At 45.5% G+C, this 16,706-nt stretch carries 15 protein-coding genes; 12 read left to right on the top strand and 3 right to left on the bottom strand.

What is annotated here, in order from left to right:
- Nucleotides 1-15 precede the first annotated feature (15 nt).
- From ribD to EZ315_RS12775, 10 genes are all read left to right on the top strand, one after another.
- Nucleotides 16-981 carry a bifunctional diaminohydroxyphosphoribosylaminopyrimidine deaminase/5-amino-6-(5-phosphoribosylamino)uracil reductase RibD gene (gene ribD, locus EZ315_RS12820; protein WP_135472422.1) on the top strand — a complete coding sequence of 322 codons (966 nt, stop codon included), beginning with the start codon at nt 16-18 and terminating at the stop codon, nt 979-981.
- On the top strand, nt 978-1,544 hold the full coding sequence (locus EZ315_RS12815; RefSeq protein ID WP_135472421.1) for a GNAT family N-acetyltransferase: 567 nt from the start codon (nt 978-980) through the stop codon (nt 1,542-1,544). Before ribD ends, EZ315_RS12815 begins: the two co-directional genes overlap by 4 nt.
- Nucleotides 1,544-2,863: a Na+/H+ antiporter NhaC family protein gene (locus tag EZ315_RS12810; protein ID WP_135472420.1), complete on the top strand. Its 1,320-nt coding sequence runs from the start codon at nt 1,544-1,546 to the stop codon at nt 2,861-2,863. Before EZ315_RS12815 ends, EZ315_RS12810 begins: the two co-directional genes overlap by 1 nt.
- A 63-nt stretch (nt 2,864-2,926) precedes the next feature.
- A complete protein-coding gene (locus EZ315_RS12805; protein ID WP_135472419.1) occupies nt 2,927-5,338 on the top strand; it encodes a TonB-dependent receptor in 2,412 nt (803 codons plus the stop codon).
- A 124-nt stretch (nt 5,339-5,462) separates the two neighbouring features.
- Complete coding sequence (gene rpsF / locus EZ315_RS12800; protein WP_135472418.1) at nt 5,463-5,825, top strand: 30S ribosomal protein S6; 363 nt, start codon at nt 5,463-5,465, stop codon at nt 5,823-5,825.
- Nucleotides 5,826-6,095: a 30S ribosomal protein S18 gene (rpsR, locus tag EZ315_RS12795; protein ID WP_170957576.1), complete on the top strand. Its 270-nt coding sequence runs from the start codon at nt 5,826-5,828 to the stop codon at nt 6,093-6,095.
- A gap of 21 nt (nt 6,096-6,116) precedes the next feature.
- A complete protein-coding gene (rplI, locus tag EZ315_RS12790; protein ID WP_135472417.1) occupies nt 6,117-6,557 on the top strand; it encodes a 50S ribosomal protein L9 in 441 nt (146 codons plus the stop codon).
- Nucleotides 6,558-6,811: 254 nt separating this feature from the next.
- Nucleotides 6,812-9,319, top strand: coding sequence for an SLBB domain-containing protein (locus EZ315_RS12785; RefSeq protein WP_135472416.1), 2,508 nt, complete (start codon nt 6,812-6,814; stop codon nt 9,317-9,319).
- Between the two features lie 13 nt (nt 9,320-9,332).
- Complete coding sequence (locus tag EZ315_RS12780; protein ID WP_135472415.1) at nt 9,333-10,463, top strand: Wzz/FepE/Etk N-terminal domain-containing protein; 1,131 nt, start codon at nt 9,333-9,335, stop codon at nt 10,461-10,463.
- A gap of 114 nt (nt 10,464-10,577) precedes the next feature.
- Entirely contained in the window at nt 10,578-11,219 is a 642-nt protein-coding gene (locus EZ315_RS12775) for a M23 family metallopeptidase (protein WP_160655878.1), read from the top strand.
- A gap of 33 nt (nt 11,220-11,252) precedes the next feature.
- Here the strand turns inward: EZ315_RS12775 and EZ315_RS12770 are convergent, their stop codons facing one another.
- The gene (locus tag EZ315_RS12770) at nt 11,253-13,220 is read right to left on the bottom strand and encodes an ABC-F family ATP-binding cassette domain-containing protein (RefSeq protein WP_135472413.1); all 1,968 of its coding nucleotides are present in this window, start codon (nt 13,218-13,220) and stop codon (nt 11,253-11,255) included.
- 20 nt (nt 13,221-13,240) lie between these two features.
- Nucleotides 13,241-14,191: a ribosome small subunit-dependent GTPase A gene (gene rsgA, locus EZ315_RS12765; protein ID WP_135472412.1), complete on the bottom strand. Its 951-nt coding sequence runs from the start codon at nt 14,189-14,191 to the stop codon at nt 13,241-13,243.
- Between the two features lie 245 nt (nt 14,192-14,436).
- Here rsgA and EZ315_RS12760 point away from each other — a divergent pair, with 245 nt between their 5' ends.
- Nucleotides 14,437-14,862, top strand: coding sequence for a TIGR04076 family protein (locus EZ315_RS12760; protein WP_135472411.1), 426 nt, complete (start codon nt 14,437-14,439; stop codon nt 14,860-14,862).
- On the opposite strand, the gene EZ315_RS12755 is transcribed toward EZ315_RS12760, so the two are convergent.
- A complete protein-coding gene (locus tag EZ315_RS12755; protein WP_135472410.1) occupies nt 14,852-15,475 on the bottom strand; it encodes a helix-turn-helix domain-containing protein in 624 nt (207 codons plus the stop codon). The two genes, EZ315_RS12760 and EZ315_RS12755, sit on opposite strands and share 11 nt — an antisense overlap.
- 908 nt (nt 15,476-16,383) lie before the next feature.
- Between EZ315_RS12755 and EZ315_RS12750 the strand changes: the two genes are divergently transcribed.
- The gene (locus EZ315_RS12750; RefSeq protein ID WP_135472409.1) at nt 16,384-16,593 is read left to right on the top strand and encodes a hypothetical protein; all 210 of its coding nucleotides are present in this window, start codon (nt 16,384-16,386) and stop codon (nt 16,591-16,593) included.
- The last annotated feature ends 113 nt before the right edge of the window (nt 16,594-16,706 follow it).

The following is a 16,706-nucleotide window of genomic DNA, read 5'->3' as shown; positions in this document are numbered from 1 at the left end:
AAAAAGTTCAGATGTATGGAAGTCGATGAGCGATATATGCGCCGAGCCTTGTGTCTCGCCGGCAATGGATTGCTTGACGCATCCCCTAATCCGATGGTGGGAGCTGTTCTGGTCGATCCTTCAGGAAAGATAATCGGGGAAGGGTGGCATCGTCGTTGTGGTGAAGGTCATGCCGAGGTCAATGCTGTGGCATCGGTGGCTGACACCTCTCTGTTGCGCAATGCCACAATGTATGTGACTCTTGAGCCATGTTCTCATTATGGCAAAACGCCGCCCTGTGCATCCTTGATTATCGAAAAGGGGATACCAAGAGTGGTGATAGGGTGTCTTGACCCATTCGAGAAGGTTGCCGGCAGGGGTGTAAGAATGCTTAAGGATGCCGGGGTCGAGGTCGTCACCGGATGTCTTGAGAAAGAGTGCCTTGAACTAAATGAGAAGTTTGTGACCTCGCATCGCCGGAAGCGTCCTTTTGTGACCCTCAAATGGGCTGAGAGTGCTGACGGATACATCGATGGAAAGATATCAACGCCGCTTACATCTATGCTCACTCATAGGCTTCGTGCAACGCATGATGCTATTCTTGTCGGAAGCGGGACGGTTTTGGCTGACAATCCACGTCTTGACACGCGTCTTTATGCCGGACATTCGCCATTGCGTGTAATACTTGACCGCAGAGGCAGAGTGATGGATGCGGTAGATGGCACCACGATCATATATCGAGAATTTTCATCTCTGAATGATGTGCTTGAGGATCTGTATAAACGCGGCATAACAAGTGTGCTTGTCGAGGGCGGTGCAGAGCTGCATAGATCTTTCATTGATTCTGGGCTTTGGGATGCAATGAGGATTGAACGTGGCTGCAAAAATATCAATGGGAAGGTGAAAGCCCCCTGTCTGAGCAGTGACTGTGAGGTGGAGAGTGTCGATATTGTCGACATGAACCGCATTATAAATATTAAAAACGTAAATACGCTTATATGAAAATAATACCTGCCCGACCTGAAGACAGCCATCTTATAGGTGAATCAGTGGTGGAAGCAATAGGCATTGAGATTGCGCAGAACCTTGCCGGTGAGAATCATACTTTAGAGGATGTCGTGGATATGTTTGCAATGTTGGCAAAACGTGACGACACACAGTACAGCTACACCAACACACTTGTCGCACTTGATGACCGGGGCAATCCTGTGGGGGTATGCGTGGGATATGACGGAGCACGCCTACATGAGCTTCGGTTGCCGTTTTTTGAAGCCGTTTCCTCTTGCCTTGGTCTTAGCCTTGAAGGTGTGGAGGATGAGTGTGATGCCGAAGAGTTTTATCTCGACACTCTTGCAGTGTTGCCTGAATATCGCGGCAAAGGCATTGCCAGTGAGCTGCTTAAGGAATCCATAAAGCGTGCTGCCAAGTGTGGCAAACCGGCAGGGTTACTTGTTGATCCGGTTAACCCTAAAGCGCGCCGACTGTATGAACGAGTGGGCTTCACTAAGGTTGGAGACCGCCCATTTGTTCATGTCATGATGGATCACATGCAGTATCTCGGCTGATGAGCGGACCTGTAGAGTTGTCGAGGATAGGTGCACGGCAAGGACTGTGGGCATTGTCGCCGGTCGCCGTGTTTTTGTGTATGTATCTTGCGGTGTCACTTATAATAGGTGATTTCTACAAGATGCCGCTTTCTGTGGCATTGCTTACCGCATCTATGTGGAGTGTTGTCATATACCGAAACGGGGGCTCGTTGGCTGAAAGGATCGAGACATTCTCACGCTCAGCCGGACATCCGAATATCCTGTATATGATATGGATATTCATTCTTGCGGGTGCATTTGCGTCATTGGCAAAGGAGATCGGGGCAATCGATGCCACGGTCAATTTCACAATGAGAATTTTTCCGTCGGAATATATTGTGCCCGGACTTTTTGTCGCAGCCTGTTTCATTTCATTATCAATAGGCACATCGGTTGGCACGGTGGTGGCACTCACTCCGTTAGCGGTGGAGATGGCGGAAGCATCGGAGGCAAGTCTGCCATTTTATGTCGCAGTGGTGCTCGGAGGTGCGTTTTTCGGTGATAACATGTCGTTTATATCCGATACGACGATTGCCGCGACTCGGTCGCAGGGCTGCAAGATGGCTGACAAGTTCAAGGCAAATCTGTGGATAGCCCTTCCGGCGGCATTGGCTACTCTTATGGTATACATTTTTATGAGTATAGGTGCTCCCGATGTGCCGATCAGCGATGATGCCAATCCATGGCTTGTGTTGCCGTATCTGGTCGTCATTGTGGCTGCCGTAGGTGGGGTCAATGTGTCTATTGTGCTGACTCTTGGGATACTTACGGCTGTCGGTATGGGTTTGTTGTATGGCTCTGACATGATTTCAATCTTCGGATATATGGGCAAGGGTATCGATTCTATGGGGGATCTTATTATTGTGACACTTCTTGCCGCAGGTATGCTTGGTGTCATAAAGGCGGCAGGCGGTATCCAATATCTGCTCAGAGTGCTCACAGCCAAGGTGTCAGGGCTTAGGGGCGCGCAGGTTTGTGTTGCCTTTCTTGTTGGGATAGTCAATATGTGTACAGCCAACAACACAGTAGCTATAATAACTGTGGGGGGAATAGCGCGTGAGATAGGGGAGAAGTATGGTATTGATCCAAGGAAGAATGCATCACTGCTCGATTCATGTTCCTGTATAGTCCAATGCCTTATCCCTTATGGAGCACAGACGTTGCTTGCCGCGTCTTTGGCAGGAATAGCGCCTGCTGCACCGTTCTCTTATCTTTACTATCCTTGGGCTCTTGCAGTCATGGTGGCTTTATCAATAGTATTCTTGTTCCCACGCAGGCTCAGCAGGAGAGTTCTGTGAGGTGTGGATGCAATTTTTTAATATATGTAGCGTTTTATAGTTGGACCAACCAACTATAACTAAATGTCAATACTGCGTCACATTATAATATGTATACTTTTAATTTCAGGCATACTGTTGCCTGTTATAGCTGTGGGGCAGGTAAAGGTGCATGGAAAGATCACAGATACTAAAGGTGGGCCTATAGAGTTTGCTACTGTCCGTATAGAAGGGACTGCTGTCGGCACCACATCAGGGTCAGATGGGGATTATTCTCTGTCGTGTGCCATGTCGGATACCATTACTATAATTTTTTCATGTATAGGATATAGGGAGGAGAAGCGGAGGCTGGTCGGAGCTTCAGGAGAGGTTGCATTGAATATGCGCATGCAGTTCGATTCCGAAATGCTGCAACAGGTAGAGGTGGCTGAACTGAAAAAACAGACAGGATCGATTGCTATAATTGATGCTTCACAGTTACATAGTTCGCCTGATGTATCGGGCGGGAGTGTGGAGTCGTTGATTACAACGATGGCTGGTGTTAACAGTAGCAATGAGATGTCGTCGCAATATTCTGTGAGAGGTGGTTCATATGATGAAAATTCGGTGTATATAAATGATATAGAGATATATAGGCCTCAGCTCGTTTCGGCTGGGCAGCAAGAGGGGATGAGTATTGTAAACCCTGACCTGGTAGGGTCGATCGGGTTCTCGACAGGTGGTTATCCGGCAGAATATGGTGACAAAATGTCGTCGGTGCTGGATATAACCTATCGTGAGTTGGATTCATTCGAAGGATCATTGACAGGAAGCCTTATGGGGGGTGCTCTGTCCTTAGGGCAGGGCTCCAACCGATTCAGCCAGCTTCATGGTGTGAGATACAAGTCGGCTTCATCACTACTTAGTTCAATGGACACCAAAGGGGAGTATGGCCCTCGTTATTTCGATTACCAGACATTTCTTACATATAAGTTCTCCGATAGGCTGAAGGGATCGTTTCTTGGCAATATATCTATAAACAATTATGTTTTCACACCTGTAAACAGAACCACTACGTTTGGCACGTCGATGGACGCCAGGCAGTTTACTGTGTATTTTGATGGTCAGGAAAAGGATCGCTTCGAGACATATTTAGGAGCTCTTTCGTTGGAGTATCGAGTGAACCGTGGCACAGCGTTAAGGCTTGTGGCATCAAGTTATCTCACCAATGAACTTGTTGCTTACGATATATCCGGAGAGTATTGGCTTGATCAGGCTGGGACATCCGATATTGGTGGGGAACTTGGGGTGGGGCGTTACCGTGAACATGCACGGAACAGATTGAAAGCATCAGTAATGTCATTTGCCATCAAAGGTGAGAGTGCCATAAATCCACGCCACACTCTTGGGTATGGTGTCGGTATCCAAAGAGAGTGTGTCATGGATCGCAGCAGGGAATGGGAGCTCAGGGATTCTGCCGGATTTTCCATCCCGGTATCGCCAACGGAACTTTCTATGGTGTACAGCCTTGATTCCAAACATGATGTGTCATCATTACGTTTTACGGCGTTTTTGCAGGATGCCTGGAGGTTATCAACTTCTGCCGGGTTTGTCACAGTTAATGCCGGTGTAAGGATGTGTCACTGGAGTTTCAATAAAGAAACGCTTGTGAGTCCGCGAGTGTCAGTCGGTTTTATTCCGGAGGAGCATCCGGGATGGGCATTCCGGTTTGCTACAGGATTGTATTATCAGTCACCTTTTTATAAGGAATATCGTATGGCTGTCGCTGACGGCTTTGGGAACCAGTCAATCACTCTCAATAAAGATATCAGGTCACAGCAAAGCGTCCATATAATAACCGGTACGGATTACACTTTCAGGGCATTAGGCAGACCTTTCAGATTGTCAGGGGAGGTGTATTACAAGAAGATGTCGGATCTGGTGCCGTATGAGATTGATAATCTCAAATTGGTGTATTCAGGGATGAATGAGTCTTCAGGCTGTGCAACAGGAATTGACATGAAACTTTTCGGGCAATTTGTGCCTGGCAGTGATTCCTGGATAAGCTTTTCGCTGATGAAAACAAGAGAGACGCTACATGGGATAAATGTGCCGAGACCAACTGACCGTGGCTATTCGCTGGGGATTTTCTTCACGGACTATTTCCCAAAGATCCGTCGTTTGAAGTTCGCACTCAGAGGCGTGTTTATGCAGGGGCTGCCATCTACGGCACCACGCAGCACACGTGATGAGGGCTATTTCCGTATGCCGCCTTATAAGCGTGTTGATGTAGGACTGCAATACGCTCTGCTCTCTCCGGTAAAAGATGGTGAATCACGCTTGGGTGCATGGAGGTGGCTTAAAAGTGTATGGCTCGGGGTAGATATGTTTAATCTCCTTGATATATCCAACGTGGCTTCCTATTATTGGGTTACGGATGTCAATGATGTGCAGTATGCTGTGCCAAATTATTTAACCCGCCGGCAGTTCAATATTCGCCTGAGTGTGGATTTTTGAAATAATAATGGTCTAAATATTTGGATATAGACATTATATTCACTAATTTTGCACCCGGAAAAACGCGTTGGCTTCGGATGAAGCCTGGCGCAACCATCAAATAATTCACTAATCATTCACTAAAATGAATCATTACGAAACCGTTTTCATTTTAACTCCCGTTTTATCTGACCAGCAGATGAAGGAAGCGGTAGAAAAGTTCGAGAAGGTGCTCACCGACAACGGTGCATCTATCGTCAACGAAGAGATCTGGGGTCTTCGCAAGCTTGCTTATCCCATCCAGAAAAAGTCAACCGGCTTCTACTCATTTGTAGAGTTTGACGGCGATTCCACTATCGTCAAGAAGATTGAGACCGCATTCCGTCGCGACGAGCGCGTGCTTCGTTTCCTCGTGTTCCGCAACGACAAGTATGCCGCAGAGTATGCCGAGAAGCGTCGCAGCCGTAAGTCAACCACATCTGTCAACGAAGAAGTAAAGGAGAACTAAATCATGGCACAAGCATCAGAAATCCGCTACCTCACCCCCCTGTCGGTAGACGTTAAGAAAAAGAAATATTGCCGTTTCAAGAGAAGCGGTATCAAGTATATCGATTACAAGGATCCCGAATTCCTCAAGAAGTTCCTCAACGAGCAGGGCAAGCTTCTTCCCCGTCGCATCACCGGAACTTCACTCAAGTTCCAGCGTCGCGTGGCTCAGGCCGTTAAGCGTGCCCGCCACTTGGCTCTCCTTCCCTACGTTACTGACTTGATGAAATAACTTTAAAAGCTATCAGGAATTATGAAGATCATTCTTAAAGAGGACATCAACGGCCTTGGCTACAAGGACGATGTAGTCGAAGTAAAGAACGGATACGGTCGCAACTACCTTATCCCTACAGGCAAAGCTGTGATCGCATCCGAGGCAGCTCTTAAAGTACTTGCTGAGAACCAGCGTCAGCGTGCTCACAAACTTGAGCGCATTAAGGCTGATGCGGAGGCTGCTGCCGCAGCACTTGAGGGCGTGAAGCTCACTATCGGTGCAAAGACATCTTCCACAGGCACAATCTTTGGCTCTGTTAACTCTATACAGATTGCCGAGGCTCTTGAGAAGCTTGGTCACAATGTTGATCGTAAGCTCATCTCTCTTGAGGCTGTGAAAGAAGTAGGCAGCTACACTGCTACTATCCGTCTCCACCGTGACGTGACAGTAGAGGTTCCTTTTGAAGTTGTAGCAGAATAATTATTTGCTCGCTAATAATAAACGCTCAGGAGCGACAGTATTTACTGCCGCTCCTGAGTAGTTTTTTTTAACATGTGCTTGATTGTCAGATTCCATTTGTGAAAGTTGAATAAATTTTTTAACTTTGCAACAGATTTGACCGATAATCATTATCGAGGTATTCCCGGCATGGGTTATTTCAGGTATACACCAATCATCGGCACAGTTTTGTTCTGAAATTCCGTAAAATAGAATTATCGTTTATACAGATGAAAATGAGGCGTGTTTTACTGCCATTATTTATGGTTTGCAGCCTTATGGTATCGGCTTTGACCGACCAGCAGGTGATAGATTATATAAAGAAACAGTCGGCAGCCGGAAAAACCGAGCAGCAGATAGGGAAGGAACTTCTTGCAAAGGGGGTCACTCCTGATCAGGCAAAAAGAATAAAGGCCAAATACGAGGCACAGCAGAGGGGAGAAGCTGCAGATAGCCGTAACTCTACAAGTGTCAATGGCGACCGCCGTAGAGGCAACTCAGAGAATTCTCGTCAGAAAGATAATGTTTCGACAAGAAGGAATTATGAAAAAGGTGTGTCACAGTCGAGGATACAGGGTGGACCTGTTGATTTCACATCGGCCGATGATTCTTATTATAATAATGATAACAATGGTCTACTTTACGAGAATGTGAATCTTGCCATTGATTCTCTGAACTACAAGGAGATTTACGGTCACAAAATTTTTAACACGCAGGCTTTATCATTCGAGCCAAGTGAGAATTTGGCTACCCCTCAGAACTATCGTCTTGGTCCTGGTGACGAAGTGATTATCGATATTTGGGGCACATCTGAAGATCATTTGCGTGAGATGATATCTCCGGAAGGGAGTATAATGATAGCACAGATTGGTCCGGTTTATCTTAACGGGATGACTATCAGTGATGCCAACAAGCATATTAAGAACGCTTTTTCACGTAAATACGCAGGAATGAGCGAGGCCGAGACCGATGTGCAGGTCACTCTCGGTCAGGTGCGCACGATACAGGTCGATATTCTTGGAGAGGTTGCCACTCCTGGCACTTTCCGTATGTCGCCGTTTTCGTCAGTATTCCATGCGCTTTATCTGTCAGGAGGGATAAATGATATAGGTTCACTCCGTAACATCCAGGTGCTGCGCAACAATAAAAAAGTGGCAGGTGTCGACATATACGAATATCTTTTCAATGGGAAAACCAATGGAAACATACGTCTTCAGGAAGGGGATGTGATAATTGTACCTCCTTATGAACAGCTTGTTAGCATTGACGGAAATGTGAAGCGTCCGATGTACTATGAAATCAAGCCGGATGAGACCATTAAAACGATTCTTGATTATGCCGGCGGTTTTACCGGAGACGCATATTCAGGAATGGTGCGTCTGGAGCGACAGAGCGGAACAGAAAATGAACTTTATAATATAGAGCGAGGAGAATTCGGTTCCTATCGTCTAAAGGATGGGGACATGATAACAGTGGGTACCATACTTGACCGTTATGCTAACAGGGTTGAGTTGAAGGGTGCTGTATATCGCCCCGGAATGTTCGCCATAGGGCGTGATATCCGTACTGTGTCTGACCTGATACGTAAAGCAGATGGGCTTACAGATAATGCTTATGACGACCGTGTGCTGCTTTACCGTGAGGGCCCTGACATGCAGCTACAGATAATTGCTCTTGACTTGAAGAACATTATGGCAGGGATTTCACCTGATGTGGAGCTTAAGCGTAATGATATAATCGAGATTTCAAGCATTGATGATCTTACCGACCGTGGAGATATCACAATCGCCGGACAGGTGACCAATCCCGGGACGTATCCTTATGCGGAAAACATGACGGTCGAGGACATTATACTTCAAGCCGGAGGTCTGCTTGAAGGAGCCTCCACTGCGCGTGTCGATGTGTCACGCCGAATTGTAGACCCCACCTCTGTGACAGCTACACAGCAGCTTTCGCATGTGTATTCCGTGTCGATAGACGGTGGATTTGCGGTAGGAAAGGGTGAACATTTTGTCCTTAAACCGTATGATCGTGTAGTGGTAAGGAAATCTCCAGGCTATGGAGCTCAGACCACTGTTGAAATTAACGGTGAAGTACTTTTTGATGGAGAGTATGTACTACAGAGACGTAATGAACGAGTTTCGGAGCTTGTGAAACGCGCCGGAGGGGTGATTGAAGGAGCCTATATAAAAGGAGCAAGTCTTTCTCGCAAGCTTACAGAGGCTGAATATATTGCCCGAAAGGAAACTTTGCGCCTGGCAATGGCTAACAATCAGGCGGGTCAGGCTGATTCTCTTGCCCTTAGCAAGATTGAAGTTTCTGATACATATAATGTGGGTATCGATTTGCAGAAAGCTCTTAATAATCCGGGGTCTACTTATGACCTTGTGATGCAGCCTGGAGATGTGCTTTATGTACCACAGGAACAGAGTACTGTAAAGATAACAGGAGATGTGATGTTCCCTAATGCTGTGGTGTATGAGCCGGGAAAGAAACTGAGCTATTATATAGATCAGGCTGGAGGCTATGGTCAGCAGGCTAAAAAGGGAAAGGCTTTTATTGTCTATCTCAACGGAACAGTTGCCAAAGCAAAGAAGAATACCCCGATAGAGCCGGGTTGTCAGATTATTGTGCCGAGCAAACCTAAAAATAGCGGTACGGACTGGACCAAGATTCTTACACTCGCAACAAGCTTCACTTCTGTAGCTACAATGGCTGCCACAATCACTAATATCTTTAAGTAAATTCATAAGCCCGATGCAGGAAAATGATATAAATAAGAGCCAGGAAGAGGAGATGGAGATCGATCTTCTTGAACTTGCAATGACTCTTTGGAAGAAACGCAAAAAATTGGCTGTCTGGAGTGCTTGTGGAGCAGTGTTCGGTCTGGTTGTTGCGTTCAGCATCCCTAAAGAGTATGCTACTTCGGTAAAGCTTGCTCCCGAAGTGGCAGATTCCAAGGGTGGAGGTGGCAGTCTTGGCGCATTGGCGTCAATGGCAGGCTTTTCTATGAGCTCATCATCTGGAGCAGATGCTGTGTATCCACAGCTTTATCCGGATGTCGTTAGTTCGGTGCCTTTTACCACAAGTCTTTTTGATGTACAGGTGACAACAAAAGATGACGGCAAAAAAATGACTGTGCGCCAATATCTTGAAAATGAGATTAGGGCTCCTTGGTGGAGTACGGTTATGGGGCTTCCGTTCAAACTTCTTGGAGCATTGCGTAGCAATGATGAGCCTGCCGAGGGGAAGAAACTTGACAATTTTCAGCTTACTGTAGAAGAAAATGGTCTTGTAGAGGCTCTTAATCAGCGGGTTTCTGCGTCAGTCGACACAAAAACGAGTGTTGTTACAATAGATGTGAATATGCAGGATCCCCTTGTGTCGGCTGTGCTTGCTGATACAGTGGTGGCTCGCCTTCAGGAATATGTGACAAACTATCGTACAAACAAGGCTCGTAATGACCTGGAGTATGCTTTGAAACTTAATGAGGAGGCTCAGAGCAATTATTACAAAGCACAGCAGCGTTATGCCGACTATCTTGACAGGAACCAGGGGCTTGCATTCCACTCGGCTCAGACTATGCAGGATCGTCTTGAGAATGAGGCGACTCTCGCTTTCAACCTGTACAATCAGACAGCCCAGCAGGTACAGAAGGCCCAGGCTAAAGTGCAGGAGAACACACCTGTATATGCCATAGTGACTCCGGCAACTGTGCCTATCCGGGCAATGAGTCCAAAAAAAGGTCTGATTCTTGTCGGATTTACATTTCTTGCTTTTGTGGCTTGTGCCGCTTGGATATTACTGATATCTCCACTCCTTGAGGATTATAAGAAAAAACTGGCAGAAGGTGGCGAAAAGCAACAAACGGATTGTGCAGAAGAGTAACTCACAAGAAATTGGCAGATAAGAGGAATGTCTCTCTTACGGATTTTTATTTCAATTATTATCGCGTCAGGCTCCGGCATTTCACATGCTCAGGTGTCTGACGTGCTGTCATTCATGATTTCATCAGAAAATCATGAGAAACATGATGAGATATCCGAAAAAGCGGATATCAGCAGTATTCTGTCTGCAATCTCTCATTCTGAGGATGTAAAGATATCGGCAGTGAGTCCGCTGAATTATATATCACATGCCTACTCGGGATGTGGATATCATAAGTCAGGGATTATTGGCAATAATGGGATAAAAAGCACGGTCCCTTATCCTGGATATATTGGGGCTCTAAAAGGTATGGAATGGGGACGTATCACCTCAGGTTTTGGCTATCGACCCAACTTCGGAAGAATGCACAAAGGGATAGATGTGGCAATGAATCCCGGAGACACTGTATTTGCTCCGCTTTCGGGTAGGGTTGAAAGAGTGGATTATGAGGCAAAGGGATATGGGCGTTATATCGTCCTTATTCATGATGATGGAATGGAGACGCGATATGCCCATTTGAAGATGTCGATAGTCTCGCCCGGAGATTATGTGGTTGCCGGGCAGGCGATAGCCCTGAGTGGAAATTCCGGAAATACTACAGGTCCACATCTGCATTTTGAGACACGATATAGGGGCGAGGCTATTGATCCAAGAACGGTATTTTATTTTGCCTCGGGATATCCTGTCGGCAAGCCGTCATCAATCGCTTCTGATTAAATCTTCAAAATTTGTTCATCCCCAAAGCCGAAGCTATTTTGTGGAATTTATTTCCTCATATTCGAGCGTTGCTAATTCCCATAGCGACATTGCGTTTTCGAGCTGCTTTGTTGTGGCTGCATGGCGATCGTAGATGTCGGAAGGAAAGCTTCCTGTAGATATTATTGATTCTATATCTGCCACTTCTTGTTCCAGCCGGCTTACTTCAGACTCTGCCTCATCCATTTTCTTTTTCGCTTTTCTGACAATTTTTTCATGTTCACGCTGTTCTGCATAGGAGAGCTTTCGTGTCTGTGTCTGAGTGTTGGGGCCATCCGAAGGTTTTTGCTCAGACTTTTTTGCAGAAGGCTTTTCAGTAGGTGTAGTTGAACGTTCAAGTTCTGAAAGAGAGGCGAGTTTTTTCTTTTCAAGGAATTCGTATATACCTCCGAGACATTCTTTTACTTTCCCTCCACCGAATTCATAAACCTTTTCCACCAGACCGTCAAGGAATTCACGGTCGTGGCTTACGACGATGACCGTGCCGTCAAATTCTTTTATGGCATTTTTAAGAATATCCTTGGTCTTCATGTCAAGGTGATTGGTGGGCTCATCAAGAATGAGAAGGTTGACAGGTTCGAGAAGAAGCCTTATCATTGCCAGTCGGGTCTTTTCTCCTCCGGAGAGCACTTTCACTTTCTTGTCGGAAGCCTCACCGCCAAACATGAATGCACCGAGAATGTCGCGTATCTTGGTACGGATGTCACCTACAGCAACTCTGTCGATTGTGTCAAAGACTGAAATTTCCTCGTCAAGAAGTTGTGCCTGATTCTGTGCGAAATAACCGATTTTGACGTTATGTCCTATTTTAAGATTGCCTGTAAATGGTATTTCTCCCATTATGCATTTGACAAGGGTGGATTTTCCCTCACCGTTTTTACCGACAAACGCCACTTTCTCACCGCGCTTGATGGTGAATGTCGCATTGTCAAATACCTGATGTAGCCCGTATGCTTTCCCCACATTGTCGGCTATCACCGGATAATCGCCTGAACGGGGGGCGGGTGGGAATTTTAGATTGAGATGAGAGGTGTCCACTTCATCGACTTCGATGCGGTCGATCTTGGCAAGCTGCTTGATGCGGCTCTGTACCTGCACGCTTTTGGTTGCCTTGTAGCGGAACCGCTCTATGAAATCCTCTGTTTCCTTGATCATCTTCTGCTGGTTCTGGAATGCGCGCATCTGCTGTTCCAGTCTTTCCTGTCGCAACACAACGTATTTGGAGTAATTTACAGAGTAGTCATAAATCTTTCCAAGGGAGATCTCGATGGTGCGATTGGTCACATTGTCGATGAATGCTCGGTCGTGGCTCACAAGAACTACGGCATTGGCTTTGGTGGTCAGGAAATTTTCGAGCCATTGTATCGACTCTATGTCAAGGTGGTTGGTGGGCTCGTCGAGCAGAAGCACGTCAGGACGTGTCAGGAGCAGTTTGGCAAGCTCAATGCGCATGCGCCAACCTCCGGAGAATTCTGATGTGGGGCGGTTGAAGTCCTCACGGACGAAACCAAGTCCCATGAGAGTCTTTTCCATTTCAGCTTCACAATTCTCGCTTTCCTCCATGGCGATGCGGTCGGTGAGTGCTGTCATGGATTCAATGAGATCCTGGTACTCCGTCGATTCATAATCGGTGCGGGAGGCGAGTTCGTTGCTCATGCGGTCCAGGCGAGCGTGCATCTCATGGATGTGGCTGAAAGCTGTGCGCACCTCTTCAATGACAGTAGCGGTATCGCTTATTGTCATATGTTGTGGAAGGTATCCTATAGTTGTGTCGTGTGGAGTGGCGACGCTACCGGACGTCGGTTTCTGTAAACCGGCTATAATCTTGAGCATAGTTGATTTTCCTGCACCGTTTTTACCTACAAGCGCAATCTTGTCCTTACGATTTATGATATAGGAAATATTGTCAAAAAGGCATTTAGCCGAGAATTCTACTTTGAGATTATTTATAGATATACTCATGTCAAAATATCTTCTAAATTTTAATACCCTTTACGGTATTTGTCGTCATCCTCATCTTCAAGGATTGACAGATAGGAAGCATAGCGTGATCTGGCGATGAGATTTTCATCAAGCGCGTTCTTCACGGCGCATCCCGGTTCATGTGTGTGTGTGCAGTCGCCATAGCGGCAATCTGCGCCATATCGGAATATTTCCGGGAAATAATGCCCGACCTCATGCTTTTCGAATTCGAGAGTGCCGAATCCTTTGACCCCTGGGGTGTCAATGATGTAGGTCCCTTCAGGCATTTCCGGTACAGCGAACATCTCGGAGAATGTCGTGGTGTGCATTCCGGTATCATGGATGCTGGATATCTCTGCTGTGGCGAGTTCCGCTCCAGGTATTATGTCGTTTATAAGAGTCGATTTTCCTACACCGGAGTTCCCTGAAAACAGAGTGACTTTACTGTCAAGGATCGTTTTGAGTGATTCAAGTCCGTCTCCGTTTTTTGCAGAGACGAGGCACACTTTGTATCCGATGGATTCATAAAGGTATTTTACTGCTGAGAGATATTCCAGTGCTTCCGAATCATTCTCAAGAAGATCTATCTTGTTTATGACCAATACTGCCGGAACACGGTAGGCTTCGGCTGTCGCAAGGAATCGGTCGATGAATGTTGTGGAAGTGGTGGGGTGAAATAGTGTAACTATCAAGCACACTTGGTCAAGATTGGCGGCAAGGATGTGAGCCTGTTTTGACAAATTGCTTGAACGGCGTATGATGTAGTTGTGGCGTGGTTCCACCGATATAATGTATGGAGTGTCTCCTCCAGCAGCATCGGTGACGCTGACAATGTCGCCGACTGCAACCGGATTGGTGGTGCGGATTCCTTTTAGCCGGAAGTTGCCTTTTATTTTGCAAGCCCTGTCGATGCCGTCTGTGGTGCGTACCAGGTAGTTGCTTCCGGTATTCTTTATGACTATACCTTTCATTAAAGACAAAATTACAAAAATTCCATGAAGAATGAAAAAATATTTTCAACCTTTCATGAACCTTTTTGCATCAGGCTATGTTGTAATAATGCATAGCAAAATTACTTTTTCCATTGCAAGAAATGTGATAATGATTGGTTTATTATCAAAGTGGCGACTCCGTGACGGCGTTGCCACTTTGGTGTTTATGTCAAATTTTGTAATTTTGTGTCATGTTGTCAAATCAACAGGTACATGTATAAGCGATGGATAGAAGGCATTTCTGCAAAATAGGAGCTCTCTCATTGGGGGCTGTCGTATTGGGCATAATTAAGGGTTACGCAGCTGTGAACACCCAAAAGGGTGGCGGCAGTTCTGTGATGCCTTGTGATTGCCGAATCTCAGTTGTACGTATGGAATGCTATGAAGATTTGCAGAGCATGTATCTTGATGATCCGGAGGAGGGACCGTGCAGATCATTTCATGTTGGCGAGAAGTGGAATATAAAATCCGGTGATGTATGCCCTCCTGGATTTTGCACGCATGCCTGGGATGCCTTGGTGGCATCTGTGTCTAAGGCGTTGTCATTACGAAACGGCGGGTGCTGTAAATTTTTCAATGATGGGGTGAGGGTGGTGTCATGTCCGGATGGTTCTCGGCCGGTGATTTTCAGAGTTGAGATCAACGCATGAACGGATGTTTCGCATCAGGATCGGGGATGAACGATTCATAGGTTGAATCACTATAATAGACCACGATCCCTGTAACCCTTCTGTCTTTCCCTTGAACTGTTGTTTTAGGTTTGGATTGAGGCATCGGTGCGTCCACACATTGGGCAGGCCGAGATGCATGTGGGTCGGCAGTGGCTGCCTGATGTGAGAATGAAAAAGTATTGTTGCCAAACGAAAATTCCTCGCTACTTTCCTGGATTTCCGCACTTTCAATTGTGCCTGTTTTTTCTGGTTGAGATTCTTTATCAGAAAACAAACCCTCATCAATTGTCTCAGCCGGTTTATTGTCAAGTATTTGAATCTCTGAAATGTCTTTTTTGAGAGCGTTTTCAGGCTCTGACGTTGCAATATTTCCTTCCGTTGACATATCCCCTTCGCCAAACATCAACCACGTCACAGAAAGATCAGGGTAGGTGAAGTGTATTTTACCTATGATTTCGTCGCTCACTTTTTTGTTTCGTCCTGCAAGCAATTGAGATGCTGTGGGGCGGGGTATGTCACACTCATCGGCGAATTGGGTAATGCCGATACCACGTAGCGTGAGGTATTGTTTGAGTCTGGAAACAAGATCCATGAGTTTACAAACTTAGAATTTATATTTGTTATTCGATGTGCAAATGTAATTATAATATTTTAAACTGCAAAATTTATTAATGAAAAATATAGTGTTTCGTTTTACAATCACAGATTCGGCATTGAGAACTAAAAGTGGAATAAGTGTTAATTTTAAGATTTGCAATTGCATAACACAAGGAAGTCAAAAAAGCGCAATACTAAAGTGGAACTTTAATTGATAGTTTGTATGCGCTGTGAAACAGATGATGTTTATTGCGGGTATTAGGAATGTTAGATAAATTGCTTTGAGATATGATAACTATTAAATAATTAATTTAAATATATTTTGTATATTACTGATTTATAATGCTATAAAATTAGTGTTAATCAATGTTTTATATAGATAATAAATCTACGTATGCAATTGTAAATATATTTGAAAAGGTAAAATTTAAGGCTTTGCATTAACAAGCATAACTATTTCTGAATCCGAAAAATACTATAAAGAGATGTTCGCAGAATTAAAATTAGTATGTTTGTGATTACAAATCAACAATAGTTGATATTTGAATTTGCAAATATACTTATTTGGGTTTACAAATAGTAATTGATGTTGCATTTGAGAATTTAGATATAGCTTAATTCTCAAATAATTTTCTTTTGTAAATCAGAGTGATTGTCCATTTTATGAACTCATATGCCATTTAGCTTTATAACAATCGTACCATCCGTAAATATGCTGGAAATGAGCGTATTTAACCTTTACAAGTATTTAGATTAATATTTTCACTAAAAACAAAGTAAGTTTATGCCGATGTAATACATCCGGCGATTCGCCCCATGCTGCACGAAACGCAGAAGGGGCGGCTCCCGTTGGTCACAAAACTTGCTGTTGCCAATTCAATCACCTTAACCATTACAATGATTATGAAGAATACTTTACCTAAGGATCATACGGTCTCGACCCACCTTTCCGACCCTCTCTATCGTCGGCTCTGCGCTTACTCCCGCGCAAGCGGTGAGACAAAGAGCGGTGTCATCCGCTCACTGATAGAGAAGGGATACTTCAGGTTACATGGGCGAATCCTACACCTCCGAAAGAACAGGCATCTGTGCTTGAAGAGGGTGTCGGCATGACGGTTGGTGCGATAGGAGCATTGGGCGACCTGTTCCAGACCCATGCGCCCGAAGACCCTCAAACCTTGGAGGAGTTCGACCGTATGCGTAAAAAATATGTACAAAAGCCCCGC

Source organism: Duncaniella freteri (genome assembly GCF_004766125.1).
In the GTDB taxonomy this organism is placed as follows: Bacteria; Bacteroidota; Bacteroidia; order Bacteroidales; family Muribaculaceae; genus Duncaniella; species Duncaniella freteri.
The sequence above is the reverse complement of the archived record's forward strand: the minus strand, read 5'-3'. Positions and strand labels throughout refer to the sequence as shown.

Excerpts from the sequence above, each read along its gene's own strand:
- ribD (WP_135472422.1), top strand. The coding sequence starts at position 16 with ATGGAAGTCGATGAGCGATATATGCGCCGAGCCTTGTGTCTCGCCGGC.
- EZ315_RS12815 (WP_135472421.1), top strand. The coding sequence starts at position 978 with ATGAAAATAATACCTGCCCGACCTGAAGACAGCCATCTTATAGGTGAA.
- EZ315_RS12810 (WP_135472420.1), top strand. The coding sequence starts at position 1,544 with ATGAGCGGACCTGTAGAGTTGTCGAGGATAGGTGCACGGCAAGGACTG.
- EZ315_RS12805 (WP_135472419.1), top strand. The coding sequence starts at position 2,927 with ATGTCAATACTGCGTCACATTATAATATGTATACTTTTAATTTCAGGC.
- rpsF (WP_135472418.1), top strand. The coding sequence starts at position 5,463 with ATGAATCATTACGAAACCGTTTTCATTTTAACTCCCGTTTTATCTGAC.
- rplI (WP_135472417.1), top strand. The coding sequence starts at position 6,117 with ATGAAGATCATTCTTAAAGAGGACATCAACGGCCTTGGCTACAAGGAC.
- EZ315_RS12785 (WP_135472416.1), top strand. The coding sequence starts at position 6,812 with ATGAGGCGTGTTTTACTGCCATTATTTATGGTTTGCAGCCTTATGGTA.
- EZ315_RS12780 (WP_135472415.1), top strand. The coding sequence starts at position 9,333 with ATGCAGGAAAATGATATAAATAAGAGCCAGGAAGAGGAGATGGAGATC.
- EZ315_RS12775 (WP_160655878.1), top strand. The coding sequence starts at position 10,578 with ATGATTTCATCAGAAAATCATGAGAAACATGATGAGATATCCGAAAAA.
- EZ315_RS12770 (WP_135472413.1), bottom strand. The coding sequence starts at position 13,220 with ATGAGTATATCTATAAATAATCTCAAAGTAGAATTCTCGGCTAAATGC.
- rsgA (WP_135472412.1), bottom strand. The coding sequence starts at position 14,191 with ATGAAAGGTATAGTCATAAAGAATACCGGAAGCAACTACCTGGTACGC.
- EZ315_RS12760 (WP_135472411.1), top strand. The coding sequence starts at position 14,437 with ATGGATAGAAGGCATTTCTGCAAAATAGGAGCTCTCTCATTGGGGGCT.
- EZ315_RS12755 (WP_135472410.1), bottom strand. The coding sequence starts at position 15,475 with ATGGATCTTGTTTCCAGACTCAAACAATACCTCACGCTACGTGGTATC.
- EZ315_RS12750 (WP_135472409.1), top strand. The coding sequence starts at position 16,384 with ATGAAGAATACTTTACCTAAGGATCATACGGTCTCGACCCACCTTTCC.